The sequence below is a fragment of the Streptomyces sp. NPDC034049 genome, assembly GCF_055575575.1.
On the sequence record NZ_JBVISJ010000007.1, the window covers coordinates 391,897 to 418,767 of the forward strand.

Annotated in this window: 19 protein-coding genes and 1 pseudogene; 9 read left to right on the top strand and 11 right to left on the bottom strand. The window is 72.0% G+C overall.

The genetic code is table 11. The features are described from left to right. Positions 1-12: 12 nt before the first annotated feature. The gene (locus tag ACZ52C_RS22705; RefSeq protein WP_469076438.1) at positions 13-972 is read right to left on the bottom strand and encodes a 3-hydroxyacyl-CoA dehydrogenase NAD-binding domain-containing protein; all 960 of its coding nucleotides are present in this window, start codon (positions 970-972) and stop codon (positions 13-15) included. A gap of 59 nt (positions 973-1,031) precedes the next feature. Next, positions 1,032-1,817: a 3-oxoacyl-ACP reductase FabG gene (gene fabG, locus ACZ52C_RS22710; RefSeq protein ID WP_469076439.1), complete on the bottom strand. Its 786-nt coding sequence runs from the start codon at positions 1,815-1,817 to the stop codon at positions 1,032-1,034. Between the two features lie 142 nt (positions 1,818-1,959). On the opposite strand from fabG, the gene ACZ52C_RS22715 reads away from it, so the two are divergent. After that, on the top strand, positions 1,960-2,457 hold the full coding sequence (locus tag ACZ52C_RS22715) for a flavin reductase family protein (RefSeq protein WP_469076440.1): 498 nt from the start codon (positions 1,960-1,962) through the stop codon (positions 2,455-2,457). On the opposite strand, the gene ACZ52C_RS22720 is transcribed toward ACZ52C_RS22715, so the two are convergent. The 3 genes from ACZ52C_RS22720 to ACZ52C_RS22730 form a co-directional block, all read right to left on the bottom strand. Continuing rightward, on the bottom strand, positions 2,424-3,629 hold the full coding sequence (locus ACZ52C_RS22720; protein WP_469076441.1) for an IS701 family transposase: 1,206 nt from the start codon (positions 3,627-3,629) through the stop codon (positions 2,424-2,426). The genes ACZ52C_RS22715 and ACZ52C_RS22720 overlap by 34 nt on opposite strands. Before the next feature lie 322 nt (positions 3,630-3,951). After that, entirely contained in the window at positions 3,952-4,668 is a 717-nt protein-coding gene (locus ACZ52C_RS22725) for an alpha/beta fold hydrolase (RefSeq protein WP_469076442.1), read from the bottom strand. A 115-nt stretch (positions 4,669-4,783) separates the two neighbouring features. After that, the gene (locus tag ACZ52C_RS22730) at positions 4,784-5,755 is read right to left on the bottom strand and encodes an alpha/beta hydrolase (RefSeq protein WP_469076443.1); all 972 of its coding nucleotides are present in this window, start codon (positions 5,753-5,755) and stop codon (positions 4,784-4,786) included. A 396-nt stretch (positions 5,756-6,151) separates the two neighbouring features. Between ACZ52C_RS22730 and ACZ52C_RS22735 the strand changes: the two genes are divergently transcribed. Beyond that, positions 6,152-6,790: a flavin reductase family protein gene (locus tag ACZ52C_RS22735; RefSeq protein WP_389963804.1), complete on the top strand. Its 639-nt coding sequence runs from the start codon at positions 6,152-6,154 to the stop codon at positions 6,788-6,790. 135 nt (positions 6,791-6,925) lie between these two features. After that, positions 6,926-8,353, top strand: a complete 1,428-nt coding sequence (locus tag ACZ52C_RS22740) for an IS1182 family transposase (RefSeq protein ID WP_469076509.1) — start codon at positions 6,926-6,928, stop codon at positions 8,351-8,353. A gap of 154 nt (positions 8,354-8,507) precedes the next feature. On the opposite strand, the gene ACZ52C_RS22745 is transcribed toward ACZ52C_RS22740, so the two are convergent. Beyond that, positions 8,508-9,449: a helix-turn-helix domain-containing protein gene (locus ACZ52C_RS22745; RefSeq protein WP_469076444.1), complete on the bottom strand. Its 942-nt coding sequence runs from the start codon at positions 9,447-9,449 to the stop codon at positions 8,508-8,510. Between the two features lie 590 nt (positions 9,450-10,039). Here ACZ52C_RS22745 and ACZ52C_RS22750 point away from each other — a divergent pair. After that, a pseudogene (locus ACZ52C_RS22750) lies at positions 10,040-10,414 on the top strand (helix-turn-helix domain-containing protein); the annotation flags it as partial. A gap of 179 nt (positions 10,415-10,593) precedes the next feature. Here the strand turns inward: ACZ52C_RS22750 and ACZ52C_RS22755 are convergent. Then, complete coding sequence (locus tag ACZ52C_RS22755) at positions 10,594-12,525, bottom strand: AfsR/SARP family transcriptional regulator (protein ID WP_469076445.1); 1,932 nt, start codon at positions 12,523-12,525, stop codon at positions 10,594-10,596. A gap of 41 nt (positions 12,526-12,566) precedes the next feature. After that, complete coding sequence (locus tag ACZ52C_RS22760) at positions 12,567-15,500, bottom strand: AfsR/SARP family transcriptional regulator (protein ID WP_469076446.1); 2,934 nt, start codon at positions 15,498-15,500, stop codon at positions 12,567-12,569. Between the two features lie 348 nt (positions 15,501-15,848). On the opposite strand from ACZ52C_RS22760, the gene ACZ52C_RS22765 reads away from it, so the two are divergent. The 5 genes from ACZ52C_RS22765 (at position 15,849) to ACZ52C_RS22785 (ending at position 24,467) form a co-directional block, all read left to right on the top strand. Then, positions 15,849-17,183, top strand: coding sequence for a hypothetical protein (locus ACZ52C_RS22765; protein ID WP_469076447.1), 1,335 nt, complete (start codon positions 15,849-15,851; stop codon positions 17,181-17,183). 347 nt (positions 17,184-17,530) lie between these two features. Further along, positions 17,531-18,766, top strand: coding sequence for an MFS transporter (locus tag ACZ52C_RS22770; RefSeq protein WP_469076448.1), 1,236 nt, complete (start codon positions 17,531-17,533; stop codon positions 18,764-18,766). A 107-nt stretch (positions 18,767-18,873) separates the two neighbouring features. Next, on the top strand, positions 18,874-20,652 hold the full coding sequence (locus ACZ52C_RS22775; protein WP_469076449.1) for a glycoside hydrolase family 35 protein: 1,779 nt from the start codon (positions 18,874-18,876) through the stop codon (positions 20,650-20,652). After that, complete coding sequence (locus tag ACZ52C_RS22780; RefSeq protein ID WP_469076450.1) at positions 20,652-23,039, top strand: beta-galactosidase; 2,388 nt, start codon at positions 20,652-20,654, stop codon at positions 23,037-23,039. Before ACZ52C_RS22775 ends, ACZ52C_RS22780 begins: the two co-directional genes overlap by 1 nt. A gap of 333 nt (positions 23,040-23,372) precedes the next feature. Beyond that, positions 23,373-24,467, top strand: coding sequence for a LacI family DNA-binding transcriptional regulator (locus ACZ52C_RS22785; RefSeq protein ID WP_469076451.1), 1,095 nt, complete (start codon positions 23,373-23,375; stop codon positions 24,465-24,467). A 122-nt stretch (positions 24,468-24,589) separates the two neighbouring features. Here the strand turns inward: ACZ52C_RS22785 and ACZ52C_RS22790 are convergent, their stop codons facing one another. From ACZ52C_RS22790 to ACZ52C_RS22800, 3 genes are all read right to left on the bottom strand, one after another. After that, positions 24,590-25,405, bottom strand: coding sequence for an SAM-dependent methyltransferase (locus tag ACZ52C_RS22790; RefSeq protein ID WP_469076452.1), 816 nt, complete (start codon positions 25,403-25,405; stop codon positions 24,590-24,592). Between the two features lie 135 nt (positions 25,406-25,540). Beyond that, on the bottom strand, positions 25,541-25,753 hold the full coding sequence (locus ACZ52C_RS22795; RefSeq protein WP_045559951.1) for a DUF397 domain-containing protein: 213 nt from the start codon (positions 25,751-25,753) through the stop codon (positions 25,541-25,543). 61 nt (positions 25,754-25,814) lie between these two features. Continuing rightward, a complete protein-coding gene (locus ACZ52C_RS22800) occupies positions 25,815-26,690 on the bottom strand; it encodes a helix-turn-helix domain-containing protein (protein ID WP_469076453.1) in 876 nt (291 codons plus the stop codon). Positions 26,691-26,871: the final 181 nt, after the last annotated feature.

A 26,871-nucleotide genomic window follows, 5' to 3' on the forward strand; every position in this document is an offset into this window, starting at 1 on the left:
AGCGGGCCGTCGTCACCCGTGACCGACGGGGGGTGTCCTCCCGGCTCGGGCGGCGGCGTCGATGACGGCGTTCTGGATCGCGTCGCGCTCCGCCGCGAGTTCCTCGTAGGAATGGGAACCGAACGCCTCGTCGGCCTGGGAGATCACGGTGGAGACCGTGGCGTCGTCGACCGGCGGGGTGCCCAGCCCCGCCCAGCTCCGCTCCAGTCCGGCCCCCAGATGCTCGAACCAGTGGCGCAGGCCCCCCGGCCCTCCGCCCAGGTGAAAGGCCCGGAACGGGCCGACGGCCGCCCAGCGGTTACCTATGGACGCGGTGACGATCTGGTCGAGCTCAGCCACCGACACCACGCCCTCGCGTACGAGGTGGATGCTCTCCCGCAGCAAGGCGGACTGCAGGCGGTTGGCCACGAAGCCGGGGACGGGCCGGCGCAGCACCACCGGTGTCTTGCCCAGTCCCCGGTAGAACGCGACGGCCTCGTCGACAGCGCGCCGGTCAGTGCGCTCCCCGGCGACCAGTTCCACGAGCGGCACGATGTGCGGAGGGTTGAAGGGATGGGCGACGAGCAGCCGCGACGGATCCTCCATGGAGGCACCGAGGTCGTCGGGCAGCAGGGTGGAGGTCGACGAGAGCAGCAGTGCGCCGGGGGCCGCCGAACCGACCCGCGCGAAGATCTCCTGTTTGAGCGCCAGATCCTCCGGGACGTTCTCCTGCACGATGTCGGCGCCCTCGACGGAGCGGGCCAGGTCGGGTTCGAACTCCAGCCGTGAGATCAGGTCCGCGGCGGGCGCGGGGCCCGTGGGAAGCGAAGCGGCGTAGAGCTCCATCGCCGCACATACTCGCTTCTCAGCCTCCGGGCGGCGGCTGTGGACCCGTACCGTCATCCCCCGCGAGGCGAACAGTGCGGCCCAGCCGAGCCCGATGGTGCCCGCGCCTATGACCGTCGCGGTATGTGGGGGCGTCGTCTCACTCACCGGTACTCCAGATTCCGTGGTCGTGGCCAGTACACGATCGGTGTGCGGATCGTGCGCGCTCAGTAGGTGCCGAGGCCGCCGCAGACGTTGAAGGCCTGCGCGGTCACGGCACCGGCGGCGTCCGTGACCAGGTAGTCGACCATCGCGGCGACCTCCTCCACGTCGACGTAGCGCCCGATCGGCACGCGCGTGGTGACCTTCTCCGCGGCCTCCTCCTCGGTGATGTCCCACATCTGCGCGTAGTGCTTGCGGACCCGCTCCGCCATGGGCGTCTCGACGAAGCCGGGGCACACGGCGTTGGCCGTGATGCCCGTCTTCGCCAGGTCCAGCCCCAGCGCCTTGGTGAACCCGACGACACCATGCTTGGAGGCGGAGTACGGCACGGCCGTGACCGCGCCCTGCTTGCCGGCGGTCGAGGCGATGTTGACGACGCGGCCCCAGTCCTTCTCGAGCAGGCCGCCGCTCCTGAGCACCTCACGGGTGACCAGGAAGACACTGTTGAGATTGGTGTTGATGACGTCGAACCAGAGTTCGTCCGTCATCTCCGCCACCGCGCCGCCGCCGTTGCGCCCGGCGTTGTTGACAAGGATGTCGATCGTGCCGAAGCGCTCCACGGCCGATCGCACGAACCGCTGGACGTCCTCCCGGTCGGTCACGTCGCAAGAGGTGCCGTCCACCTCCAGACCCTCGTCCTGGAGTGCCTTGACCGTTTCGGAGAGCCGGGCCTGGTCCCGCCCGCACACGTAGACACAGGCGCCGCCTCGGGCCAGATGCGTGGCCACGGCCAGACCGATGCCACTGGTCGCTCCGGTCACCACTGCCACTCGCCGGTTCTGTGCAGCCATCGTTCCTCCATAACACCGCGGACTCGTCACGCTTTTGACGCTGCCTAGAGTCGTGGTCGCGGCTCGACGGGCGGTCGAGGGAGCATCCAGCACTCGGCCTTCCCTCGACCTCGGCTCAAGCGGGCGCGTGCAGTGTGGAGGCATGATCGCCGAGACGACGGCTTCCGACCTCGCCCGTGCCGCGTTCGCCAGATGGGCCAGTGGGGTGACGATCGTGACCACCGCGGACGCCGCAGGGCGCTACCGGGGGTTCACCGCCAGTTCGTTCTCCTCCGTGTCCCTCACACCGCCGTTGGTCCTGGTCTGCCTGGACCGGCGGGCGGACTGTCTGGAGGCCTTCTCACGGGCGGAGGCATTCGCCGTGCACGTGCTGAGCCGGGACCAGCAGGCCATGGCCGCCAGGTTCTCGCGCAAGGGCGAGGACAAGTTCGAGGACGTGACCGTTTCCCTTTCCCCGGACGGTCTACCGCTGCTGCCCCTGGGCTTGGCACGGTTGGAATGCCGTACGGAGCGGCGCGTCCCCGCCGGCGACCATGTCATCCTCATCGGAGAGGTGCGGCACGCCGACGCCCTCGACGGCGAGCCTCTGCTCTACTACCGGCGCGGCTACCACCATCTGCCTGGTGTCCCCGATTCCTGACCGGTCCGCGCGGCCTGCGGGACGGCCGCCGACCGGGTGGAGGGAAAGCGCTCCGGTCCCAGCACCACCGCGACGAGGTGGGCGATCGAGGCCATCGTCATATGACGGTGCCAGCCGGGGAAGGACCGGCCCCCGAAGTCCCTCATCCCCACGTTCTCCGAGATCAGCGCGAAGTCGCGCTCGACGGTGTCCGTGAGTTTCGTGAGCGCGAGCAGGGATCTGGTCGGCAGGTCCCTCGGGCTGGTGAGCCACATGGCAGCCTGCTGATGCCCGGTGTGCGGCGACCAGAGGGCCAGGAGCGACAACGGCCGCCTCCCGCCTCTGCCCGGTGCGGAGGTGTTCGGCAGTACCACGGGGATGACCGCCACGACGTCGTCGCGTTCCGGCCCTCGCGGCCCCTCCGGCGGCTCGACCTGTTGGCGCAGCCGTTTCATGGACTCGACGAGCTGACCGGCTGGGACCTCCCTGTCGCTGTACCCCGGCAGAGCCTTGCAGTCCACGCGCAGCGGAGTCGTCGGGCCGATCCTCATCACGACGGGGACGCCGAGTCTGTCCAGGCGCTGGTAGCACTCCACCGTGTCGACACCCTCGCAGTCCAGGACCACGGGGCGGTGGGCCGCTCCCCCGTCCACGGCCGCGCGCAGGACGAGGTCGCTCACGCAGTCCTCCAGAGTCGTGTCGACGATCCGCTCGGGGACGCCTGCCCGGTCGCGCCGGCTCGCGTCCGCCAGCCAACCTTCCGGAAGAACCAGCTGCCAGTGCGCGGGCACGGCCGTGGTTGGCGAGGCCAACCACGCGCCGAACGCCTGCTGGCCGGTGACGGTCTGCCCCAGGTGGGGGACGAACTGCTCGTCCACGCCGACCGATTGTGTCCCCGCCTTCGGGATGAAGGTGGGTCTGACCACCCACGCCTGAGGTTTGATCAGCCTCGTCGCCTCGACGCTGAGAGCTCGACGGACCTCGTACCAGTCCCAGGACGAGCCGCTGATGAAGTGATGCACACTCTGCCGTGCGGGCACACCGCCGACCTGCTCCGCGATGTTCCGTAGAGTTTTGCGTCCTGGGGCGGTCAGTAGCCCCCGAACGTACTGCTCCGCTCTCAGACGTTGGTCACGTCTGCCGAACATGCTGAAAACCGACGCCCACAGGTCGTCGGACAAGTCGTCATCCATGCTCAAAACGCTTCTCCCCCTGAAGTGCTTCTTGCAAAATACATGCAGGTGCACTTCAGGGGCAGAATCAGCTGTTCTCGCTGTGACCGGTTCTGACCGGTCCGACGGCGAGGGTGCGCCCTGGGGGCTCGGTGCCACAGGAGACCGCGAACGCCTGAGCGTCAAGGGGCCTGTGAGCCCCGCAGGTGGGAGGGCTGGGGGCGAGGGACTTCCCCCGGCCGACGCCGTGCGCACCTCGCGCGGAGAGCTGGCTTGATTTCAGACGTTCGCTTCTGTGTGTTCTCGGTGGTTTGAGTTGCCTATGCTCGGGTGCCCGGGCCGGTCAGGCGGTGGCGCGTACCGCCTCCTGGATCACCGTCGCGACCTCCTTGGGGCGGGAGACCGCCACGGCGTGGGAGGCGCCCTCGAGTTCGGTGACGGTGGCGCCGGCGCGCTTCGCGCCGAAGCGCTGGACGTCGGGGTTGATGGCCTGGTCCGCGTCGGCGACGACCGCCCAGGAGGGCTTGGTCTGCCAGGCGGCGGCGGCCGCCGTCTCCGTGAACACCGAGACGGCGAGCGGGCGTTGGGAGACGGCGAGGATCTCGGTGACCTCGGCCGGGACGTCCGCGGCGAAGATGCCGGGGAAGGCCTCCGGCTTGATGGTGACCTCCACGGCCGGGTCCGCGCCCTCGACGGGGTACGTCCGCTCGTCGAGGTTGGCGATCAGCGGGGCCAGCGGGTAGCGGCCCTGCAACTCGCCCAGGCTCTCGCCCTGTTCGGGGACGTACGCGGCGACGTAGACCAGGCCGACGACGTTCTCGGCGGCACCCGCCACGGTGATGATCGCGCCGCCGTAGGAGTGGCCGACGAGGACGACGGGGCCGTCGATCTGGGCCGCGGCGGATGCGACGTACGCGGCGTCGGAGGCCAGACCGCGCAGGGGGTTCGGCAGCGCGCGGACGGGGACGCCCTGGCCGCGCAGCTCCTCGACGACGCCGGCCCAGCTGGACGCGTCGGCGAAGGCGCCGTGCACGAGGAGGACGGTGGGGGTGGGGGACATGGTGCGGTTCTCTCCGTTCTGTGGGCCGGCCGGCGCCGTGCCGGACGACCGTGGCTGTGCGGTGTCTGTCGCGGTATCTGTCGCTGTGCGTGCGGTATGCGTCTTCCGTCCGGCGTCAGTTGCCGTGCAGGGCCGTGCGCAGGGTGGTCGTGGCCAGGGTGATCGCGGCCTCGGCGGCGTGGGTCTCGCGCAGGGCGTTCAGCATGACGAAGTCGTGGATGATGCCCTGGAAGCGCACGGCGGTCACCGCCACACCGGCCTCGCGCAGCTTGTTCGCGTACGCCTCGCCCTCGTCGCGCAGCACGTCGGCCTCGCCGGTGACGACCAGGGCCGGGGGCAGGTCCTTGAGCTGCTCGACGCTCGCCCGCAGCGGGGAGGCGGTGATCTGGGCGCGCTCGGCCTCGTCGGTCGTGTACTGGTCCCAGAACCACTGCATGCCGTCGCGGCGCAGGAAGTAGCCCGTCGCGAACCGGTGGTACGAGCCGGTGTCGAAGCTCGCGTCCGTCACCGGGTAGAACAGCACCTGCTGGACCAGCGGGACGTCACCGCGCTCCTTGGCCATCAGCGTCAGCGCCGCCGTCATGTTGCCGCCGACCGAGTCACCGGCGACCGCCAGCCGGGTCCCGTCCAGGTCCTTGGACGCGCCCTGCTCGACGACCCACTTCGCGACCGCGTAGTTCTGCTCGATGGCGACCGGGTAGCGGGCCTCGGGGGAGAGGTCGTACTCGGGGAAGACCACGGCGGCCCGCGCGCCGACAGCCAGTTCGCGCACCAGCCGGTCGTGGGTGTGCGCGTTGCCGAACACCCAGCCCGCGCCGTGGATGTAGAGGATCACGGGCAGCACGCCCTCGGCTCCGGCGGGCCGGACGAGGCGCGCCCGGACACTGCCCGTCGGACCGCCGGAGACGGTGATCCACTCCTCGTCGGTCTCCGGCTTCGCGATCTCGCCGGACTGCACCTCGTCGACCGCCTTGCGGCCCTCGGCGGGCGGCAGTTCGAAGAGGAAGGGCGGGTTGGCGGTGGCCTCGGCGAAGGCGGCGGCCGCCGGTTCCAGGACCGGGCGGGTCGGCTCGGAGGTGTCGGACATGTGGTTCTCCCGATGGGTCGTGATGTGGTGCGGGCGGCTCTCGGTTCGAGATGCCGTGCGAGCGGCGCCCGGATCGGCGGGTCACGCCGGCGGCGCTCGGTGCGGTGCGCCGCGCGGGGCGGCGCCCCACGGCCAGACGCTAGGCCCGGAGCCGGGCACGCGATGGCCCACCAGCGCACCGAAGTCGGTCCGGGAGCGCACGACATGGGGGCTAGGGGCGTGTCCCCGTAATCGGCAACCGGCTGGGTGTCCGTGGTCGGGGTGATCGATCCGACCTGCCGGAACGCAACGTCCGATTGCCGCCAGCAGCCTTCGCTTGCTTCAGGGACAGTCGGTGACGGCTCGTGCACCGCATGGCGAGTCTCTCCAGCCCACATCCCCGCGAAAGGCGAACGAATGCACGTGGTCCCCGGGCTCAAGGTGCTGTACTTCGGGACACCGGTGGTGCTGATCAGCTCACGCAACGAGGACGGCACCGCGAACCTCGCGCCAATGTCCTCCGCCTGGTGGCTGGGCCAGTCCTGCATGCTCGGTCTCGGCAACAGCGGCCAGACGACCGCGAACCTGCTGCGCGAACGCGAATGCGTGCTCAACCTGCCCTCATCGGCGATGGTCGACGCCGTTGACCGGATCGCGCTCACCACCGGGACATCGGCCGTGCCGGACCACAAGGTGAAGCAGGGCTACCGATACGAGCCGGACAAGTTCTCGGCCGCACAGCTGACCGAGCAGGCATCGGAGCTGGTTCGGGCGCCCCGGGTCGCGGAATGTCCGGTCCAGCTGGAGTGCAGGGTCGTCTCGGCGCACCCCTTCGGCGGTCCTACTCCTCATGCCACCGCCTTCCAGGTCGAGGTCCTTCGCGCCCACGTCGAGGAGGATCTGATCATCCCGGGGACGCACTACGTGGACCCGCTCGGATGGGACCCGCTCATCATGAAGTTCTGCGAGTTCTTCGGCGGTGGACACAACATCCATCCGTCGAAACTCGCCGAAGGCTGGAACATGCCGCATCAGCTCCAGCCAGCGGCCCTCTGAGCTGGTACCGCGTGGCGGCATCCCGCGTGCGTTTCGTGATCATTCGTGCGGGATGATATCGGTATGCGTGGTGGGGATGGGCTGTTCGAGGTCGAGCCGGTCGAGAAGAGGCAGCCGCAGGGCCGTGGGGCCGGGGTGGACAAGCGGTTTCGGGCGTTCGACCCGCACCAGGTCCTGCTGCTGCCCCCGTCGCTGGACGACTGGCTGCCCGAGGACCACCTGGCCCGGTTCGTCGCCGACCTGGTGGACGAGGCCCTGGACCTGGGACCTGTCCTGGCGGACTACACCGAGAAGCGCGGCTATCCGCCCTACGACCCCAGACTGATGCTGCGTCTGTTGATCTACGGCTACACCACCGGGGTCCGCTCCTCACGGGCGATCGAGCGCAAGTGCGCCGACGACATCGCGTTCCGGTTCCTGGCCGCCGACCAGGCCCCGGACTTCCGCTCCATCTCCCGGTTCCGCCGCCGCCACCTGGACGCCCTCGCCGACCTGTTCACCCAGTCGCTGCACCTGGCGACCAAGCTCGGCATGGTCAAGATGGGCCGCGTCGCACTGGACGGCACCAAGCTCGAAGCGAACGCCTCCAAGCACAAGGCGATGAGCTACGGCCGCCTGGTCGACAAGGAGGAGCGGATTGAAGCCGAGATCGCCGCCCTGGAGGCCAAGGCCCAGGCTCTGCTGGCCGACGCCGAAGCCACCGACACCGCCGAGGACCAGAGCTTCGGCACGGACGGCAAGGACACCGATCTGCCCGCCGAGCTCGACCGGCGCGAGAAGCGCCTGGCCAGGCTGCAGGCCGCCCGCGCGCAGATCGAGGCCGAAGCCGCCGACAAGGCCCGCCGCCACGCCGAGGATGAGGAGCGCCGCCGCCAGGAGCGTGCGGGCACCAGCGACGAGCAGGCCGTCACCAACGCCGGGCACAATGCCGCTGTGAAGGCGCGTCCCAAGCCCAAGGTGCAGGCCAACTTCACCGACCCCGACTCGCGGATCATGAAGAACAGCGACGGCGCCTACATCCAGGCCTACAACGCCCAGGCCGTCGTGGACGCCGAACACCAGGTCATCACCGCCGCCGACGTGACGACCAACGCCTCGGACGCGCTGAACTACACCACGATGCTCGACCAGTCCGCCCAGAATACCGGCGTCCACCCCAAGCAGGCACTGGTCGACGCCGGCTACTGCTCCGAGACCAATCTCGAGGCCGCGATGGACCGTCAACTGGCCTGCGGCACCGACACGTTCATGGCCACCGGCCGACTGGCCCACGACGAGCAGGTCCCGCCCGCACCACGCGGACGCATCCCGGCGAACGCCACGCTGAAGGAACGCATGGCCCGCAAGCTGTGGACCAAGCCCGGCAGGGCCGCCTACTGCCGCCGAAAAGCCATCGTCGAACCCGTTTTCGGTCAGATCATGACCTGCCAGAACGGCCGCCAGCTCCTCCTGCGAGGCGAGGACGGCGCCCGCGGCGAGTGGCGACTGCTCGCCGCCTGCCACAACCTCCGCAACATCTTCCGACACACCGGAACCACCGGACTCGCCGCCCTGACCGGCTGACCAAGCCGGCCCCCGGCCTCGCGGTGGACCTGCCGGGCCGAACACCTGACGGACAGGACCCCGACCACAGCCTCACACGCGCCCGCCGGGCGACCACGACCGGTCCCCACCGATCACGGCCAGCCAGCCACTTGCCCGTTACCGACCCACGCTCCTAGGGGGTGTTCAGCGGTGTGCGTCGGGCGTCCGTCGGGGCCTGGCCCGCCGCCGCATCCCGCCACTCGCTCGGGGACATGCCGTACGCCGCCCGGAACACCCGGCTGAAGTGCGTCGCGCTGAGGAAGCCCCAGCGGCCGGCGACCGAGGCGATGGTGCGGCGGTTGCGGACGCCGAGCACCAGGTCGCGGCGGCACTCCTCCAGCCGGCGGCGCTGGACCCAGCGGCCCACGGACATCCCCTCGTCCTGGAACAGCCGGTGCAGATACCGCACCGAGATGTGGTGGGCCCCCGCGATCACCTCCGGCGACAGGTCCGCGTCGGCCAGATGCTCGTCGATGAAACCCAGGACACGCGCCATCAGCGGCGTACGGCCGACCGGTCCGTCCGTGGGGCCGGCGCCCGGGGCACCGCCGGCCCGGGCCCGCCCCAGCTGCTCCGCCGCGAGCGTGGCCAACAGGTTCACGGCGTTACGGGCGAGCATCTCGCCGACCGGCGGCTCGGCGGAGATCGCCGAGACCGCCGTGTCGGCCAGTTCGGACAGGAACGGCGACAGCAGGGTCCCCAGCCGGGAGGACCGGGCGACCGGGTGCGCGACCACGCGCCGCAGGTCGTCGCCGCCGTCCTCCAGCCCCAGTTCGTCGGCCGGGACCAGGAAGACCTTGAGGCGGCAGCGCTCGGGGAAGTCCAGTGACGGCGGACGGTCCGCGTCGTAGAAGCAGATGTCCCCCGGGTGGAGCGAGAGGTCCGGGATCCGCGCGGCGGACGGAAGGCGGGCCCCGCGCACCCCCACGAACAGGTACGCGCCCCCGGCCCGCGCGGTCAGTCGGTACGCCCCGACGCCCGGCCGCCCCGCGCCGGGTAACTCGGAGGGGCTCCCGCCGAGGACGGCGATGCGGAGACCCGCAGGCGCGAGGGTGCCGATGTCGGACGTGGTCATCTGTCGTTGCCTCCAAGGCCGTTCGAGCGCACGGATCAAGCGCATCGTGCGAGCACTGCACTTGGAGCCTAGGAAGGGAGATGTGAAAAAAGAGTGACCGTGAAGTGATGGCGGGCGGCACGCGGCTAAGTGCCGTTGCTTTACGGGTCTGCGGCTGGGGGGCGCAGAATGCGGACTGCTCGGGTGCCGGTGCCGGTGCCGGTGCCGGTGCCGGTGCGGGTGGCTGGGGCCAGGTGTGGTTTTCGGCCCGTTTGAGCCGGTAGTTGGACATCGTGCGTTTGACGACGCGGGGCTGACTGCGCAGCCGTCTGGGGGCAGGAGGCCCCCAAACCCGATAACTCGCCGACGTCCGCAGACACCCGCACCACCCCGAGAGCACGCACGGCAGCGTACGACCACGAGCTGTCGCAACGGCATTGGGCCTGAGCGGTCATCACCGATCGCTCAAGCGAGTTCGCGAAGGATGCCTAGCGGTGAAGCCAGCGGTGGATCGCCTCGACGTTGTCCTCCGGGTCGGTGTTGAAGGCCAACAGGATGCCCGGTTGAAGGTCGATGAGCACGTTGACGACCCGCTCAAGCAGGACGGTGTTCTGCGGGAAGAGCCGGACGCCGGCTCCGATGATCGCGATCCCGCGGGCTTTCGCCGTCGCACGCCGGGGCTGCGCCGCGCCGAGCTCGCCACCCTCGCCGGTATCAGCGTCGAATACCTCACCCGGCTCGAACAGGGACGGGACCGCAACCCCTCACCCAAGGTCCTCGCCGCCCTCGGCGACATCCTCCAGCTGTCGACGGCGGACCGTGTGCTGTTGCACCGGTTGGTCAGGGAACACGGCGAGGACAAGGACCTGTGCCAGGCGGTCACCGCACCGCCGGAGCGCACGGTGCGCCCCACCTTGCGGGCGCTCCTGGAGAGTCTGGAGCCCGCGCCGGCCGTCCTGCTCAACCGGATGGGAGACATCGTGGCCTCGAGACACTCATGCTGGCGGACGAGGGCCGTCGCCTGGTGGTGCACATGCCGGCCGACCAGGCCACGGCCACCGCGCTGGACCGTCTCAACGGCCGCAGGCCGGGGGCACTACGGGCAGTGAGCGGCTGACCCTCGCCGGGGGACATGGCGCTCGAGGTGCACACCACTACGACAGCCTCACTCCCCAGAGAAGTCAGGTGAGTCGTATGTCTCGGTCAACTCGGCGGCGAGGGCGCGCAGTAGCCGGTGCTGGGCGTAGCGGCCGGGCGTGTGCTCCGTGACGAGGTGCGCGTCGGCGAGGGCGTCGAGCGCCTGCCGGGCCCGCCGGAGGGGGAGTCCGGCCAGGGCCGCGGCTGTCTCGGCGTCCAGGTCGGGGCCGGGGTGCAGGGACAGCAGACGGAACAGCCGGGCGTGCTCGGGCGGAAGACGTCGGTAGGAGCGGGTCAGGGCGGCGCGGAGGTCGGGTACGCCTCCGGGTGCGGTGAACGCGTCGAGTGTGCGCCGGGAGTGCCGTAGCTCGGCCGCGAGGGCCGCGAGGGTCCGGGAGGGCTGGTGGGCGGCACGGGCCGCGATGACGGCCAGCGCCGACGGCAGCCGCCCACACCGGCTGACGATCTCGTCGAGCGTGTCGCGAGTGCCGAGGGCCTCGGCTGTGTGGGCCGCGTCGGTGGCGACCGTCGTGTGGGCTGGATGGTCGAGGTGGGCCGTCAGTGTGGCCCGGGCGTCCGTCGTCGGCGGTAGGTCCAGACGCAGCGGGTGGGCGCCCGACGCGATGAGGGCCGACAGGCTGTTGCGGCTGGTGACCAGGGTCAGGGAGCCGGGCGACGCGGGCAGCAGCGGCCGTACCTGCTCGGTGTCGGCCGCGTCGTCCAGCACCACCAGCAGCCGTCGGCCGACCAGCAGGCTCCGGTACAGGCCGGCGAGCGAGTCCGTGCGGCCCGGCTGGCGTGCGGGTGGCACCCCGAGCGTGGTGAGGAGCGTGCGCAGTGCCGCGTCCGGCTCCAGAGGGTCTTCCGTCGGGTCGAACCCCCTCAGCCCGACATGGAGTCGCCCGTCGGGGAACCGTCCGGCGACCGCGTGCGCCCAGTGCACCGCCAGGGCCGTCTTGCCGATCCCGGGCATCCCGCTGATCAGCACGGTGGCCGGCGGCGCGCCCGCGCCGAGCGCGTCCGTGATCTCCGCCAGACGACGCAGTTCACTGCGTCTGCCCACGAAAACCGGTGGGGACGGCGGCAGTTGGGCGAAGGGCCGGGGCGGGGGCGCGACGGCCACCGTCGGTCCGGGCGGTGAGGCCGCCGAGGTCGCCGCGGGCACCGAGGGCGGTGCGAGGGGTGCGGGCGGCCGTGGCGGAGTCCACTCCTGGCGGAGCACCCTGGTGTGGGCCGTGGTGAGGTCCGTGCCCGGTGCCACGCCCAACTCCTCGGCCAGCAGCCGTCGTACGCGCTCGTACGCGGCCAGCGCCTCCGCCTGGAGGCCCGCCGCGGCGAGGGCCATCACCAGCGCCGCGTGCAACGACTCGTCCAGGGGATCGAGTTCGAGGGCCTGACGCAGGCGGGGCAGCACCTGCTCGCTCCTTCCGCACAGGAGCGCCGCGTCGGCGGCCATCCTGGTCGTGAGGAGCAACTCGCGCTCCACCTCCCCGAACACCGCGTGCTCCCGGACGGCGACGGGGATCCCCCTCGCCACCGGCCCCCGCCACTCGCCCAGCGCCTCCACGAAGTACCGTGTCGCCGCCTCGGACCGCCCCGTGGCGGCGGCCCGCTTCCCCCGCTTGGTGAGCGCGCGGAAACGCAGCAGGTCGACGTCGTCCTCGTCGGCGTCCAGCCGGTAGCCCCCGGCGCTCCGCAGCAGCCGCCGTCCGGGGGCCCGGGGCGGCAACCCGGGTTCGAGCAGCCGCCGCAGCGAACCGGCGTACCGGCGCACCACGTTCATCGCGCTCGCCGGCGCCCGACGCGGCCACAGCACGTCGACGATCTCACCCGACGGCACCACACGGCCCACCCGTACGACCAACAGGCCGAGCAGCGCCCGCTGTTGAGGGAACCCGAGGTCGAGTTCCTCCTCGCCCCGGCGCACCCGAAGCGGCCCCAGCACGTCGAACCTCAGCAATCCACCTGATCCGTTGGGGAGTTCGGGTTCAGCGGCGCCGGTCACGCGTAGCGCTCGCTCGTGCCGAGCAGGGCCCGGACCTGGTCGGCGTCCGGGTGGCCGAGGGTGATGAGGAGGGTGAGGGCCTGCTGCCGTACCTCGACGGCGCTGTGGTGGTCGCTCATCGCCGCACGGGTGTCGCCGATGTGGACGAGGGTGCAGGCCTCCAGGTAGGGAACACCCAACTCCCGGTACAGGGCGAGGGCGTTGCCGTAGCCGAGCAGGGCGCTCGGGTGGCGTCCGAGGTGGTGGTGGGCGTACGCGATCGTGTGCCAGGTCGCGGCCTCGCCGTAACGGTCGCCGAGCTCCTGGAGCAGGGCCAGGGCCCGATGGCAGTGGCTCAGCGCCTCCTCGTGCTCGCCGAGGAGCGCGTGGTACCAGCCGACGGAGTTGAGCACACTGGCGTACGCGGCGAGGCGACCGCTGTCCCGGAAGAGCTCCATGGCCAGCCGGTTGTGGTGGAGGGCGCCGGGCAGATCCCCCTCCTGGTCGTGGGTCCAGCCGAGACTGCGGTGGGTGTCGGCCCGCCCGACGGTGTCACCCGCCTCGGTGAAGAGTGACAGCGCGCGGTCCAGGCGAAGCCGGGCCGACCCGTGCAGACCGAGCCGGCTCTCGGCCCGGGCCAGCGCGCGCAGGCCCCTGGCCTCCCCCACGGGGTCGGCCACCCGCAGCGCCGCGTCGAGCGCGATGCGTTGGACGGTCGCCCAGTCGTGCCAGTGGCCCCGCCGGTCGAAGAACGGCTCCAGCGACCAGGCGAGCAGACACGCCACCCGGTCGCGGCCGGACCGGGCCGCCGCCCCGACGACGGCCAGCAGTACCGGATACTCGGCCGACAGCCAGGCCAGCGCCTGAGCGTGATCGGCCGGCGGCTCGGCGTGGACACCGGACGGCAGCGGGCCCGGCGGCATCGGATCGGCGTGCGGGGCGAGGAGCGGCTCGGCGGCGTGCGCGGTGTGCAGGTAGTGCGCGTACAGCCGCTCCGTGGCCGCCTCCCGCGTGGCCTCCGGGTGCTGGTCCTCCAGGAGTTCGGCCGCGTGGGCGCGCAGCAGGTCGTGCAGGGCGTACCGGCCCGGCGCGGGCTCGGCCACGAGGTGGACGCCGGCCAGTTCGACGAGGAGCGACCGCGCGCGGCGTACGGACAGCCGGGCGAGCGACGCCGTCGCCGGCACGGAGAAGTCCGGGCCGGGATGCAGCGCGAGCAGCGGGAAGAGAAGCGCCGCCTCGGGCGACACGGCCCCCAGCGACCAGGAGAACACCGCCCCCACGTTCGCGGCCGCGTCCGTGCGGCTGAACGCGTCCAGGCTGCCGTGCGCCGCGCGCAGCTCCGCCGCGATCGCCGACAACGGGAAGTCCGGGTGCGTGGCGGCTCGCGCCGCGACGCAGGCCAGCGCCAGCGGCAGTCCGCCGCAGAGCGACGCGATCTCCCCCACCGCCCGCTCCTCGCCCGCGAGCCGTCGCGCCCCCAGCCTGCGCGCGAGGAAGAACCGTGCCTGCGCGGCGTCCAGCGGACGCAGCGCCAGTGTGTGCGCGCCGTGTGCGGCGACCAGGCCCGACAGCTGGTCGCGACTGGTCACGATGGTCAGACAGCCGGGCGTCCCGGGCAGCAACGGCCGCACCTGCTCGGTGTCCCGCGCGTTGTCCAGCAGCACCAGGAACCGTCGGCCCGCCAACAGGCTTCGGTACAGCGCTGCTTGAGCGTCGACACCGTGCGGCACCCGTTCCGGCGGTACGCCCAGCGCGTCGAGGAAGACCCGCACGGCTTCCCCGGCCTCCATCACCCTGCCCGAGGGCGCGAAGCCCCGGAGGTTGACGTAGAGCTGCCCGTCCGGGAAACGGTCCGCGACCCGATGGGCCCAGTGCACGGCGAGCGTGGTCTTCCCGATGCCGGCCATGCCCCCGATCGCGCTGATCACGACGGTGCCGGGACCGCTGTCGTCGTGGCCGGGGAGCAGGGCCAGGACCTGGTCCAGTTCGGCCCGGCGACCGGTGAACGTCGCGAGGTCGTGGGGGAGTTGGGCGGGGACGGTGGCCGGTGGCGTCTGTGGGGTCGGGGCCGGGGCGGGGGTCGCTGTCGGGGTCGGGGTGGGTGTGGGGAGGGGCGCTGAGGGCTGGGGCGAGGCGGAGATCGAGGTCGGGGTCGGGGTCGGGGCCGAGGTCGACAGCGGGGTGCCGTGCAGTACGGCTCGGTGGGCGGCGCGGAGTTCCTGGCCCGGGTCGATGCCCAGTTCCTTGGCGAGCCGCGCGCGGGCGGCCCGGTAGGTGTTCAGCGCCCGCGCCTCGTACCCGGTGGCGGCCAGGGTCCGTACCAGCCGGGCCAGCAGGGGTTCGTCCAGCGGTGCGTCGTCCGCGGCCTCCTGGAGCAGGGGGAGCACGGCGGCCGGGGTGCCGGCCAGGAGCGCCGCGTCGGCTGCTTCCCGTACGGCGGCGGTCCGTTCACGGTCGACCGCCGGGAACCCGGCGCGCTCCCGCACCTCGGCGGGGAGCCCGGCCCCGGCGGGCCCCCGCCACAACGCCAGGGCCTCGGTGAGGAGTTCCACGACCCGTACGGCCGACCCGTCGGTGTCACCGGCGACCCGGCACGCCTCGTCCCGCAGTCGACGGAACCGCAGCAGATCGAGGGAGTCGGCATCGACCAGGAGCCGGTACCCGCCGGCGTCCCGTATCAGCCACCGTCCGGCGGCACGGTTCGGCAGCCCCGGCTCCAACAGCCGCCGCAGCGAGCCCACATGGCGTCGGACCACGTTCACCGCGCTGGCCGGTGGTCGCCTGCCCCACAGCACGTCGACGATCTCGCCGAGCGTCGCCGGCTGCCCCGCCCGCACCAGCAACAGCGCCAGCAGCGCCCTCTCCTGGGGACGCCTCGGCGCGGGTTCCACCCCTGCCCGCTCCACGCGGACCGACCCCAGAACCGTGAACCGCACCGGCTCCAGCGCCAATTGCCCCTCCTGATATCTCGTATCTCGTATCTTCTTCGCGCCCCATGACCATACGTGAGACGACGAGTCACCTAGAGTCACCTGCGCGTCTCCGCTCCGACGAACCCGGCCTCCCCCAGCTCTTGACGCCCATGGAAAGCGCTTGCCACACTCACGGCCCGCCATACCAATCGCCTGCCACCACACCGCCGTACCGCCAGGTGCCGTACACAGCCGTGCCACCCCAGGTCATCGGCCCGCCGAACCCCTCGACCGGGCACGGCTCGGTCGAAACGCGTTCGACGAGGAGGGCACGGCGGGCGGTGGATGCGGGGCAGGCGGGCCGAACCCCCCACAGGAGAAGCCGAGATGGGACGCAGAGCCGCACCCCACCCCACGAGCACCGCCGAGGCCGGAGCCCCCACCCCGACCACGACACCCCTCATACCAGCCACACCCCCGGCACCGGTCACTACGGCCACCACGCCTCCCACGCCCCACACCCCTCGAACCTCCCGCCGCACCCGCACCCGCGCCCTCGTCACCGCCGCCTGTGCCACCGCCCTGCTCACCGGGGCCGCCGCGGTGACCGCCCCCGCGAGCCCCGCCCCGGAACTGGACGCGGCACCCGTCGCCGCCGAGGCGCCGGCCGCGGCGTGCGGCGAGGGCTCGTACCAGGCGGAGGCCGTGCTCAACGGCACCACCTGGACCGCCCGGCGCGGCGGCACGGTCACCTACACCGGAACCGACATGCGCGCCGCGATACAGGCCGCCGTCAACAGCCTCACCGCCGGGCGGACCTCGAAGGAACGCGTCGTGGTGCGCGGCTCCGGATCCATCGGCGCGGGCTCCCGGGTCTCGCTGCCCAGCTACACCGTCCTCGACGTGTGCGGCACGATCAACGTCACCGGCACCGGCTCGGGCGACCAGGCGCCGGTCTACTCGCGGGGCACCCGTGACATCGAGGTCCAGCACCTCAACCTCACCGGCACCCCGCTGTACGGGATCTTCCTGCGCAATGTTCAGAACGTCGTCCTCGGCCAGCTCGACATGCGTCTCACGCGCGGGCTCGGCGTCCGGATCGACAACCGGGGCGACACCAGCCAGTGGACGCGCAACGTCAGGATCGACAACGTCTACGTCTCCGGGGCGAGCAGCCACGCGGTCGAGACGTACGGCGTCGACGGGCTCACCGTGGGCACGGTGACCGCCCGCAACGTGGGCGAGTCCGGGCTGCTCCTCAACCAGACGATCAACGCCACGGTCACCAAGGTCGACGCGGACGGCGCGGGCGCCGGCACCGGCTACGCGGCCTTCCGCATGGCCAACCGCAACGGCCGTGTGGGCAGCGCGTATCCGACCAACATCCGGGTCGGCGAGGTGATCGCGCGCGGCGGGGGGCGCGGCGTCTTCTGTGTCTCCGAGAGCGGAGGCGCGGCCATCGACCGGATCAACCTCACCAACACCGGCAACAACGCGATCCTGATCGAGAACTGCTACAACGTGAACCTCGCCGCCCAGAGCGGCACGGTCTCCGGCGGTGGCGAAATCCGGCTCGCGGCACGGTCGGAGTTCGCCAACAACCGGGACATCACCGTCCAGAACCTGACGGTCACCAACTCGTCCATCAGGGAGAGTCCCTGCGGCGAGAACACCACCTTCCGCAACAACCGCCTGGTCGACAGCGCCCAGACCATCTGCTGACCGGCCCCACCGCAGGGCGCGCCCGGCACCCGCTCCCGGGCGCGCCCGTCCCCTGCCCCCGGGTGCGTCCATCCTTTGGCCGCAGGCGCGTCCATCCTTTGGCCACGGGTGCGCTCATCCTTTGGAACACACGCGCGCCCCTCAGCTCCGGGCGCGCCCATCCCCGCCGCCCCGGGCCGCCCGCACCGCGCCCTTCGCCCGGGGCCGATGCGCTCCGGGCCACGCTCCCACCGGCTGACGCCGCACCCGCACACCGCTCGGCCACACAGGCTCGCGGGCAATCTTGACGCCGGTGATGTTACCGGTAACACTGCGAGTGGCCCAGTCACGGAGAGGCGGAGTTCCGCGTGCCCGACACACCTACCGCGCAAGAGGTGAAGCACATCCGACCGGCCCCGGAGACCAGGGTGTTCAGCCCCGCCGCCGTGGTCGCGTCCTGTGTCGGCTTCGTCCTCATCGGCGTGCTGCAGGCGCTGTACGGCCCCGCCATCCCCGCCTTCCGCGACACCTACGACCTCTCGCCGTCGGCCGCCGGGCTGGGGCTGAGCGCGCACTTCATCGGCGGTGTCGCCGGTGTGCTGCTCTTCGACCGGCTCTACGGGCGGATGGGCAACCGGCGGATCCTCGGCGCCTCCTACCTGCTGATGGCCCTCGGCGCGGCGGGCTTCGCGCTGGCCCCGAGCTGGCCCGTCGGACTGGTCGCCGCCCTGCTGGCCGGACTCGGGTTCGGCGGCATCGACTACGGCCTCAACCAGCTCTTCGCCGTCGGCTTCGGCCACCGCTCGACCGCCATGCTGAACGTCCTCAACGCCCACTTCGGCATCGGCGCGATCCTCGGCCCCGCCCTGATCGCCGCCGTCGGCGCCGAACACTACCCGGCGCTCTTCCTCGCCTTCGCCGCCGCCAACCTGCCCCTCCTGTTCTGCCTGCGGGGCGTACGCGATCAGGGGCCCCAGCCGGCCTCCGCCGTGACCACCACGACCGGCGTTCCGGGCTCGGCGGCGGCGAACGGCTCGGCGCTCGGCCGCAGCCTGGGCTCGGTGCTCTCGGTCTTCGTCACCCTCTACGTGCTGCACGTCGGCATCGAGGCCGGCGTCGGCGGCTGGGAGCCCACCCACCTGGAGACGGTCGGGTACGGCGCCGGGGCCGCCGCGACCGCCACCTCCGTGTACTGGCTGATGATGACGGTCGGCCGTTTCCTGGTCGTCCCCCTCGCGCTGCGCCACTCCGCCCAGACGATCATCACGGTCTCCTGCGCCGGTATGACCGTCTGCCTGCTGCTGGCCTCGGTGCCCTCGCTCGCCCCGTACGCCTACGCCGGTGTGGGCCTGTTCATCGCGCCGATCTTCCCCACCGGTCTGCCCTGGCTGAACGCGGCCGCACCCCGGGCCCGCCGGGCCGGAGCGGTCGTCATCGCCGCCTCCATGATCGGCGGGGTGGCGGCGGGCCCTGCGCTCGGCAAGGCCATCGAGTGGTCCGGCGTCCGCTCGGTCCCCCTGCTGCTCGGCGCGGTCTCGGCCGTGTGCCTCGCGGCCACCCTGTGGCTGATCCGGGCCACACGCTCCAACTCCGGTTCACCGTAACCCAGTCAATGCCGCCACCCGCCGCCCGCAGCCCCTTGCCCACTGTCCCTGACGGACCCCCGTCACCGCCCACCCTCCCCGCACGTCCCAGCCGAAGGGAAACAGCCTTGCGCTCGCCCGCTCTGACCACGTCGTCCGACGGTTTCCTGTTGCACGGTGAACCGTTCCGGATCATCTCCGGCGCGATGCACTACTTCCGCATCCACCCCGACCTGTGGGCCGACCGACTGCGCAAGGCCCGGCTGATGGGCCTGAACACGGTGGAGACGTACGTCCCCTGGAACCTCCACCAGCCCGACCCCGACAGCGACCTCGTCCTCGACGGACTGCTGGACCTGCCCCGCTATCTGAGCCTCGCCCGCGCCGAGGGCCTGCACGTCCTGCTGCGTCCCGGGCCGTACATCTGCGCCGAGTGGGACGGCGGCGGTCTGCCGTCCTGGCTCACCTCGGACCCCGACATCCGGCTGCGCTCCAGCGACCCCCGCTTCACGGACGCCCTCGACCGCTACCTCGACATCCTGCTGCCCCCGCTGCTGCCGTACATGGCCGCGAGCGGCGGACCGATCATCGCCGTCCAGGTCGAGAACGAGTACGGGGCGTACGGCGACGACACCGCGTACCTCAAGCATGTGCACCAGGCGCTGCGGTCGCGTGGCGTCGAGGAACTGCTCTTCACCTGCGACCAGGCCGGTTCGGCCCACCACCTGGCCGCCGGCAGCCTGCCGGGCGTACTGTCCACCGCCACGTTCGGTGGGAAGATCGAGGAGTCACTGAAGGCGCTGCGGGCCCACATGCCCGAAGGGCCGCTGATGTGCTCGGAGTTCTGGATCGGCTGGTTCGACCACTGGGGCGAGGAGCACCACGTGCGGGACGCGGAGAGCGCCGCCGCCGACCTCGACAAGCTGCTGGCGGCCGGGGCCTCCGTCAACATCTACATGTTCCACGGCGGTACCAACTTCGGCTTCACCAACGGCGCCAACCACGACCAGTGCTACGCCCCGATCGTCACCTCCTACGACTACGACGCCGCCCTCACCGAGTCCGGCGACCCGGGCCCGAAGTACCACGCCTTCCGCGAGGTGATCGCCCGCCACGCCCCGGTCCCGGACGAGCCGGTCCCGGCGCCCGCGCCCAGACTCTCCGGCATCACCGTGGAGCTGGACCGCCGAGCGCCCCTGTTGCCGTACGCGACCGCCCTCTCCGGCGCCGCCGTGGCGCGCAGCGAACACCCGCTCACCATGGAGGAGTTCGGCCAGCGCTCCGGCTACGCCCTGTACCGCACCACCCTCCCCGAGGCGGGCGACGGTCTGCTGCACTTCACCGGCGGGGTCGGCGACCGCGCCCAGATCTTCGTGGACGGCGCCCCCGTCGGCGTACTGGAACGCGAACGCCACGACGAGACGCTGCCGCTGCGCGTGCCGCGCCCCGGCGCCACGCTCGACGTGCTGGTCGAGCACATGGGCGGCGTGAACTACGGCCCCCGCATCGGCGCCGCCAAGGGCCTCCTCGGCCCGGTCACCTTCAACGGCACCGCCCTGCTCGGCTGGGACACCCACCGCCTCCCGCTGGCCGACCTGTCCACGGTCCCCTTCGCGCCGGCCGAGGCGACCCCGGTCACCGTCCCAGCCTTCCACCACGGCACCTTCGAGGTCGGCACCCCTGCCGACACCTTCCTGTCGCTGCCCGGCTGGACCAAGGGGCAGGCCTGGATCAACGGCTTCCACCTCGGCCGCTACTGGAACCGTGGCCCCCAGCGCACCCTGTACGTCCCCGGCCCCGTCCTGCGCGCCGGTGTCAACGACCTGGTCCTGCTGGAGCTCAACGCCACGACCAGCGCGCGCGCCGCGTTCACGGACACGCCCGACCTGGGCCCGGTGAAGCCCTGATGGCGCGGCCGCACCGCGTGCGCCTGCGGGGGTCCGGCGAGCCGCAACGGCGAGGCCACCTGCCCTTCGCCGACGCCCCCGGCGTGCCCGACCCCATCGAGGTCGGCAGCCGTCTGCTCACGCGGGGCGGCCGCCCCTGGTTCCCCGTCTCCGGGGAGTTCCACTACTCCCGCTACCCGGCGGGGGAGTGGGAGGAGGAGCTGCTGAAGATGAAGGCGGGCGGGGTGACGGTCGTCGCCGCGTACGTCATCTGGATCCACCACGAGGAGACCGAGGGCCGCGTCCGTTTCGACGGCGACCGCGACCTGCGCCGCTTCGCCGAACTCTGCGCCCGGCACGGCCTGGACTTCATCCCCCGCATCGGACCCTGGGTGCACGCCGAGGTCCGGGGCGGGGGCCTGCCCGACTGGGTCCTGGCTCGCACGGACGCCCCGCGCACCGACGATCCGGCCTACCTCGCCCCCGTACGCCGCTGGTACGCGGCGATCGCCGAGCAGCTCCGGGGCCTGGACCGGGCCGGCGGCGGCCCGATCGTCGCGATCCAGATCGAGAACGAGCTGTACGACCAGCCGGACCATCTGCTCACCCTGAAACGCATGGCCCAGGAGGCGGGCCTGTCGGCGCCGCTGTGGACGTCGACCGCCTGGGGCGGGGTGCGGCTGCCGCCGGACGAACTGCTGCCGCTCTACGGCGGCTACACCGACGCCTTCTGGACCGAGGCGGACGGCGGCTGGCCGGACACCTGCCGCAAGCACTACTTCTTCACCCACCAGCGGGACGACGAGGGCATCGGCGCGGACCTCCGTCCGACCACGGTGCGGGGCGGTGACCCGGAGCAGCTGTCGGACCGATTCCCCTGGGCCACCTGCGAGTTGGGCGGGGGCATGGCGGTGGCGTACCACCGGCGGCCGCGCGTCGACGCCGCCGACGTCGGCGCCCTGGGCCTCACCAAGATCGGCTGCGGTTCGGTCTGGCAGGGCTACTACATGTTCCACGGCGGCACCAACCCGCCGGGCGACCTCACCCCCCTCCAGGAATCCCACGCCACCGGCTACCCCAACGACCTCCCCCGCCTCACCTACGACTTCCAGGCGCCCCTCGGCGAGTACGGCCAGTACCGCCCTTCCTACGACGAACTCCGCCTCCAGCACCTGCTGTTGGCCGACTTTGGCGGGCTGATCGCGCCGATGGAGTCCGTCCTGCCCGAGCTGTTGCCGACGGGCCAGGACGACCGGGAGACCCTGCGCTGGGCGGTCCGCGCCGACGACCGTTCGGGCTTCCTCTTCGTCAACAACCACCAGCCGCACGAGCCGCTGCCGGACCGCCCGGACACCTCGTTCGAGGTGGAGTTCCCCGGGGACGGGCCGGTGCTGTCGTTGCCGAGCGCGCCCGTCACGATTCCCCAAGGGGCCTATTTCTGCTGGCCGTTGCGGCTGGAAGTGGCCGGGCTGCGGCTCGACTGGGCCACCGCGCAGCCCCTCTGCACGGTCGACGACGGCCGTGGCCGGACCATCCTGGTCCTGACCGCGACCGACGGCATCGCCCCCGAACTCGCCCTCGACCTGCGCACCGTGACGACCGTGTCCGCGCCGTCGGACGCGGAGGTCACGACGACGGGCGACCGCGCCCTGGTGACGGCGCTGCGCCCCGGCACGGACGCCCTGGTCGAGGTCGACACCGCCGACGGCCACCGGGTCGGCCTGCTGGTCCTGGACGCGGCGACGGCCCGTGGCGCCTACCGGGGGCCCGCCTGGGGCGCCGAGCGGCTGATCCTCTCGGCGGACGGCGGGGTGGTCTTCGACGCCCACGCGGACGAGGTACGCCTCCACAGCGCGGCCGGTGAACCGTCGCTCGCCGTCCTGCCCGCCCCGGCCCGCGCTCCGGTCGTGACCGGGGCGACGGTGAAGGAGGCGGAGGACGGGGTGTTCGTCCGCTACACGCTGGTCGCGGGGGACGGCGGCGGCTCCGGGGGCGTGCTGCCGGTCACCCTGGTCCGGCCCGCGGGCGAGGCGCCTCCGGTCACCACGGGCGTCATGGGCCGCGCGAGCGTACCGGGCGACGGGTGCTTCGACTCTGCGGCCGCGGAGTACCGCGTCGCGCTGCCGGACGATCCGCCTCCCGGCACGTTGCTGCGGCTGCACTGGACCGGGGACGTGGGCCGTGCGTATGTGGGGGAGCGTCCGGTCGCCGATCAGTTCTTCTCGGGGCGGGTGTGGGAGATCGGGCTCGACCGGTTGCCGGTGGGGGAGCTGAGGGTGCGGGTGCTGCCGCTCGCGGCCGGGGCGCCGGTGTATGTGCCCGGCCGGGTGGGTGACGCGGCGATCCCGGCGGAGGTGCGGCGCGCGGAGTGCGTCACGGTCCGATCCTGGCCCCTCCGCCCAGGCTGACCAACGCCCCTACGACCCCGCTCGGTGGTCTGTCGGGTGCGGGTCCGGTGGGGCTTCTCGCGCAGTTCCCCGCGCCCCTCAAGGGCCTACGGCCCTTTCGGGCCGAAAAGCACGGGGCGCAGCCCCTGCTTTTCAGGGGCGCGGGGAACTGCGCGACCAGCCCCCACCGGACGGACGCCTGGGGGTCAAAGGGGCGCAGCCCCTTGGATGGGACGGGTAGGGGCGGCGGGGGCGAGGAAAGGGACGGACCTATCCTGTGGCCCCGAACCGACACACCCCACCCACCCCAAACCCACCCCAACTACCCCTGAACCCCGTCGAAAAGGATGCCGCATGCCCCGAAGCGCCACGAACGGCGGCGCGGCCGGCCACGACCCCGGCGAACCCACCCGCACCCGCAGCCGACGCAACTTCGCCGGCTCCCGCCCGGTGATGGCAGACGTCGCCCACCTCGCCGGTGTCTCCAAGCAGACCGTCTCCCGCGTCCTCAACGACCACCCGGCGGTCCGGGCGGAGACCCGTGAGGCCGTCCTGGAGGCCATGCGCACGCTCGGCTACCGCCCCAGCCGCAGCGCCCGCTCCCTGGCCAGCGGCCGCACCCGGATGCTCGGCGTGATCTCCTTCGACGCGGCCCGCTACGGCCCCGCCTCCACCCTGACCGCGATCAACACGGCCGCCCAGACGGCGGGTTACCTCGTCAGCTCCATCGCTCTCGACACCGCCGACCGGGACACCGTCGTCCAGGCGGTGGACCGGCTGTCGGCCGAGGGCGCGGACGGGATCATCGCCATCGCCCCCCAGCGCCCCGTCGCCACCGCGCTCGCGGGGGCCCGCCCGGACACCCCGCTGGTGATGCTGGACAACGGCCTCGGCGACGGCACCCCCGTGGTCTCCTCGGACTTCACGGCGGGCGCCCGGCTGGCGACCGGTCATCTGCTGGACCTCGGCCACCCCACCGTCTGGCACATCGCGGGCCCCACCGGATGGACCTCCGCCGACATGCGCGCCGCGAGCTGGCGCGAGACCCTGCGGGAGGCCGGCGCCCGCGTCCACGAACCGCTGGTGGGGGACTGGAGCGCCGACTCCGGCTACGCGCTGGGCCGGCGGCTGGCGGCCCGCCCGGAGGTCACCGCCGTGTTCGTCTCCAACGACCAGATGGCGCTCGGCCTGCTGCGCGCCCTGCACGAGGCCGGCCGCCGGGTGCCGGACGACGTGAGCGTGGTCGGCTACGACGACATCCCGGAGGCCGCGCATCTGCTGCCGCCGCTGACGACGATCCGTACGGACTTCCCCGAGATCGGGAGGCGGGCGCTGCGGCTGCTGCTGACGCAGCTGGACGACCCGGAGGACGCCGGCGAGGCGCTGGAGAAAGACCCCGTCATCCCGGTCGAGCTGATCGTCCGGGACAGCACGGGCACGGCACGGTAGCCGCCGAGCGCGCGGACGCCGGGCGCCGATCCGCGACGCCGAGAGCGCACGGCCGTGTGGCCGCCGTGCGCGCGGAAGAGGGCGCGCCCCGGCCCGTGAGCCGGAGAACGCGCCCTCCCACCTCACGGCTTGCGGGCGATCGCCCCGTACATCGCGATGTCCTCGTCCCGGATGTCCTGCTCGCCCGTGCCGTCCGGGTGCCACTTGTGGACCTGGACGATGCCGGGCTCGACGAGTTCCAGGCCGTCGAAGAACTCATGGGCCTCGTCGATGGTGCGCAGCCGCATCGGCATGTCGCGGGCCGCGTACTCGCGGGCGACCCGGCCCACCTCCTCGGGGGCGAACTCGGCGGTGCCGATGGTCATCGCCAGATAGCTGCCCGAGGGGAGGGGTTCGAGGAGCCGGCGGACGATGCCGACCGCGTCGTCCTCGTCCAGCACGAAGTGGACGATCGCGATCACGGTGAGCGCGACCGGCTCGCTCAGGTCGAGGGTGTCCCGGAACTCGGGGGAACCGAGGACGGTCTCCGGGTCCTGGAAGTCCGCCTCGATGTACGCGGTCCTGCCCTCGGGGGTGCTGGCCAGCAACCCCTGGGACAGGGTGAGGACGATCGGGTCGTTGTCCACGTAGACGACCCGGGACTCGGGGGCCACCGACTGGGCTATCTCGTGGAGGTTGGGGGAGGTGGGGATGCCGGTTCCGATGTCGAGGAACTGGCGCATGCCGGCCTTCTCGGCGAGCCAGCGCACCGCGCGGTTCATCCAGTCGCGGTTGGCGCGCATGTGGACCGGCAGCGCCGGCCACTCGTGCGCCATCGCGTCACCGGCCTCCTTGTCGGCCGGGTAGTAGTCCTTGCCGCCGAGGATGTAGTCGTAGATACGCGCGGAGTGCGCGTGCTCGGTGTCGATCCGGTCGGCCGGCCATCCGTTGTCGGGCAACGCCGTCCCTCCCATCAAGTCGTTCTGTCGGGTGCGTGATCGGGCAGGGGTCGGGGGTTCGGCAAGCGACGAGAACCCCCGGATCCGCAAACAGGTGGTGCGTCAACGAGGCGTGGCAGCAAGCAGTCGAAAGGTTCAGAGCAGAAAGTCGGCCTCGCCCGCCTTCACGCCGGCCAGGAAGGTGGTCATCTCGCGGGGGGTGAAGAGCAGCGCGGGGCCGTCCGGGTCGGTCGACTGGCGTACGGCGACCCGTCCGTCGGCGAGCTTCTTCACCTCGACGCAGGCGCCGCCCGCGTCGTCGCTCCACGGCCGGTGCCAGTCCTGGGCGCCGAGATCGCGGGCGGGCATGCCGTTGCGGACGTCGTTGTGTACTCCGTGGGTCGTTGTCTTGGATATGCGGTGGTGCACGTCAGAGCTCCTTGCGTAGCGCGCCGAGGAGGGCCTCGGTCTTGCGGGCGGGCGCCGACTGGGCGCCCAGCCGGTCCAGGGCCTCGCGGTAGACGACGACGTCGTCCTGCTTGTCGAGGTACACCGCGCCCACCAGACCGTTGAGGTAGACGATGTCGGGCAACTCGGGGGCCCTGAACCGGAAGAGGTGGAACGCGCCGGCCCGCATCGCCGGATGCGGGCCGTTCTGGAACGGCATGATCTGGACCGTGACATGCGGAAGCCGGTTCAGCTCGATCAGATGGTCGACCTGGGCGCGCATCACGTCCGGTCCGCCGACCGGCCATCTGAGCACCGTCTCGTCCATCACCACCCACAGCCGGGGCGGCGCGGGGCGGGTGAGGAGTTCCTGGCGGCGCATCCGCAGCGCCACCCGCCGCTCGGTGTCCTCCGCCGCCGCGTGCGGGTTGCCGGCGCCGAGCAGGGCACGGGCGTACTCCTCGGTCTGGAGCAGGCCGTGCACGAACTGCGCTTCGTACGCCCGGATCTGGAGCGCCGCCTGCTCCAGGCTGAGGTAGGCGGCGAACCAGTCGGGCAGGACGTCGCGGTAGGTGTGCCACCAGCCGCGCTTGTTGGCCTCGCGGACCGACTTCAGGAAGGTCTCGATCTCCTGCTGGTCCCGTACGCCGTAGACCTGGAGCAGTTTCTCGACATCCGGCAGCCGCAACCGGGCGACCTTGGCGGCCTCCAGGCGGCGGATCGTGGAATGGCTGACACCGATCGCCTCGCCCGCCTGCTCGAACGTCAACCCGGCGCGGGTGCGCAACTCCTCCAGCTGTCTGCCGAGGATCATGCGCAGTACGGAGGGGGCGCCGCCCCAGTCCGTTTCCGCGGTCACGCCCACCACCCCTCACGCCGAGCCACAGAGGTCATGTCGAACTGGATTACGAGTCCTGAGCGCTTTCGTTCACAGAATGCGCGTTGTTGTGCGAGTCGCTTCGAGAGCGCAGTCTGACACGATCTTGGCTCGAACGGGGGCAGCATGCGACCCACAAATTGCAAATTTCAACTTGCTGGTT

Coding starts and splice junctions, on each gene's coding strand:
- ACZ52C_RS22730 (WP_469076443.1), bottom strand. CDS start 5,755: ATGTCCGACACCTCCGAGCCGACCCGCCCGGTCCTGGAACCGGCGGCC.
- ACZ52C_RS22785 (WP_469076451.1), top strand. CDS start 23,373: ATGCCCCGAAGCGCCACGAACGGCGGCGCGGCCGGCCACGACCCCGGC.
- ACZ52C_RS22720 (WP_469076441.1), bottom strand. CDS start 3,629: ATGGATGACGACTTGTCCGACGACCTGTGGGCGTCGGTTTTCAGCATG.
- ACZ52C_RS22765 (WP_469076447.1), top strand. CDS start 15,849: ATGGGACGCAGAGCCGCACCCCACCCCACGAGCACCGCCGAGGCCGGA.
- ACZ52C_RS22795 (WP_045559951.1), bottom strand. CDS start 25,753: ATGCCCGCCCGCGATCTCGGCGCCCAGGACTGGCACCGGCCGTGGAGC.
- ACZ52C_RS22715 (WP_469076440.1), top strand. CDS start 1,960: ATGATCGCCGAGACGACGGCTTCCGACCTCGCCCGTGCCGCGTTCGCC.
- ACZ52C_RS22735 (WP_389963804.1), top strand. CDS start 6,152: ATGCACGTGGTCCCCGGGCTCAAGGTGCTGTACTTCGGGACACCGGTG.
- ACZ52C_RS22725 (WP_469076442.1), bottom strand. CDS start 4,668: ATGTCCCCCACCCCCACCGTCCTCCTCGTGCACGGCGCCTTCGCCGAC.
- ACZ52C_RS22745 (WP_469076444.1), bottom strand. CDS start 9,449: ATGACCACGTCCGACATCGGCACCCTCGCGCCTGCGGGTCTCCGCATC.
- ACZ52C_RS22780 (WP_469076450.1), top strand. CDS start 20,652: ATGGCGCGGCCGCACCGCGTGCGCCTGCGGGGGTCCGGCGAGCCGCAA.
- fabG (WP_469076439.1), bottom strand. CDS start 1,817: ATGGCTGCACAGAACCGGCGAGTGGCAGTGGTGACCGGAGCGACCAGT.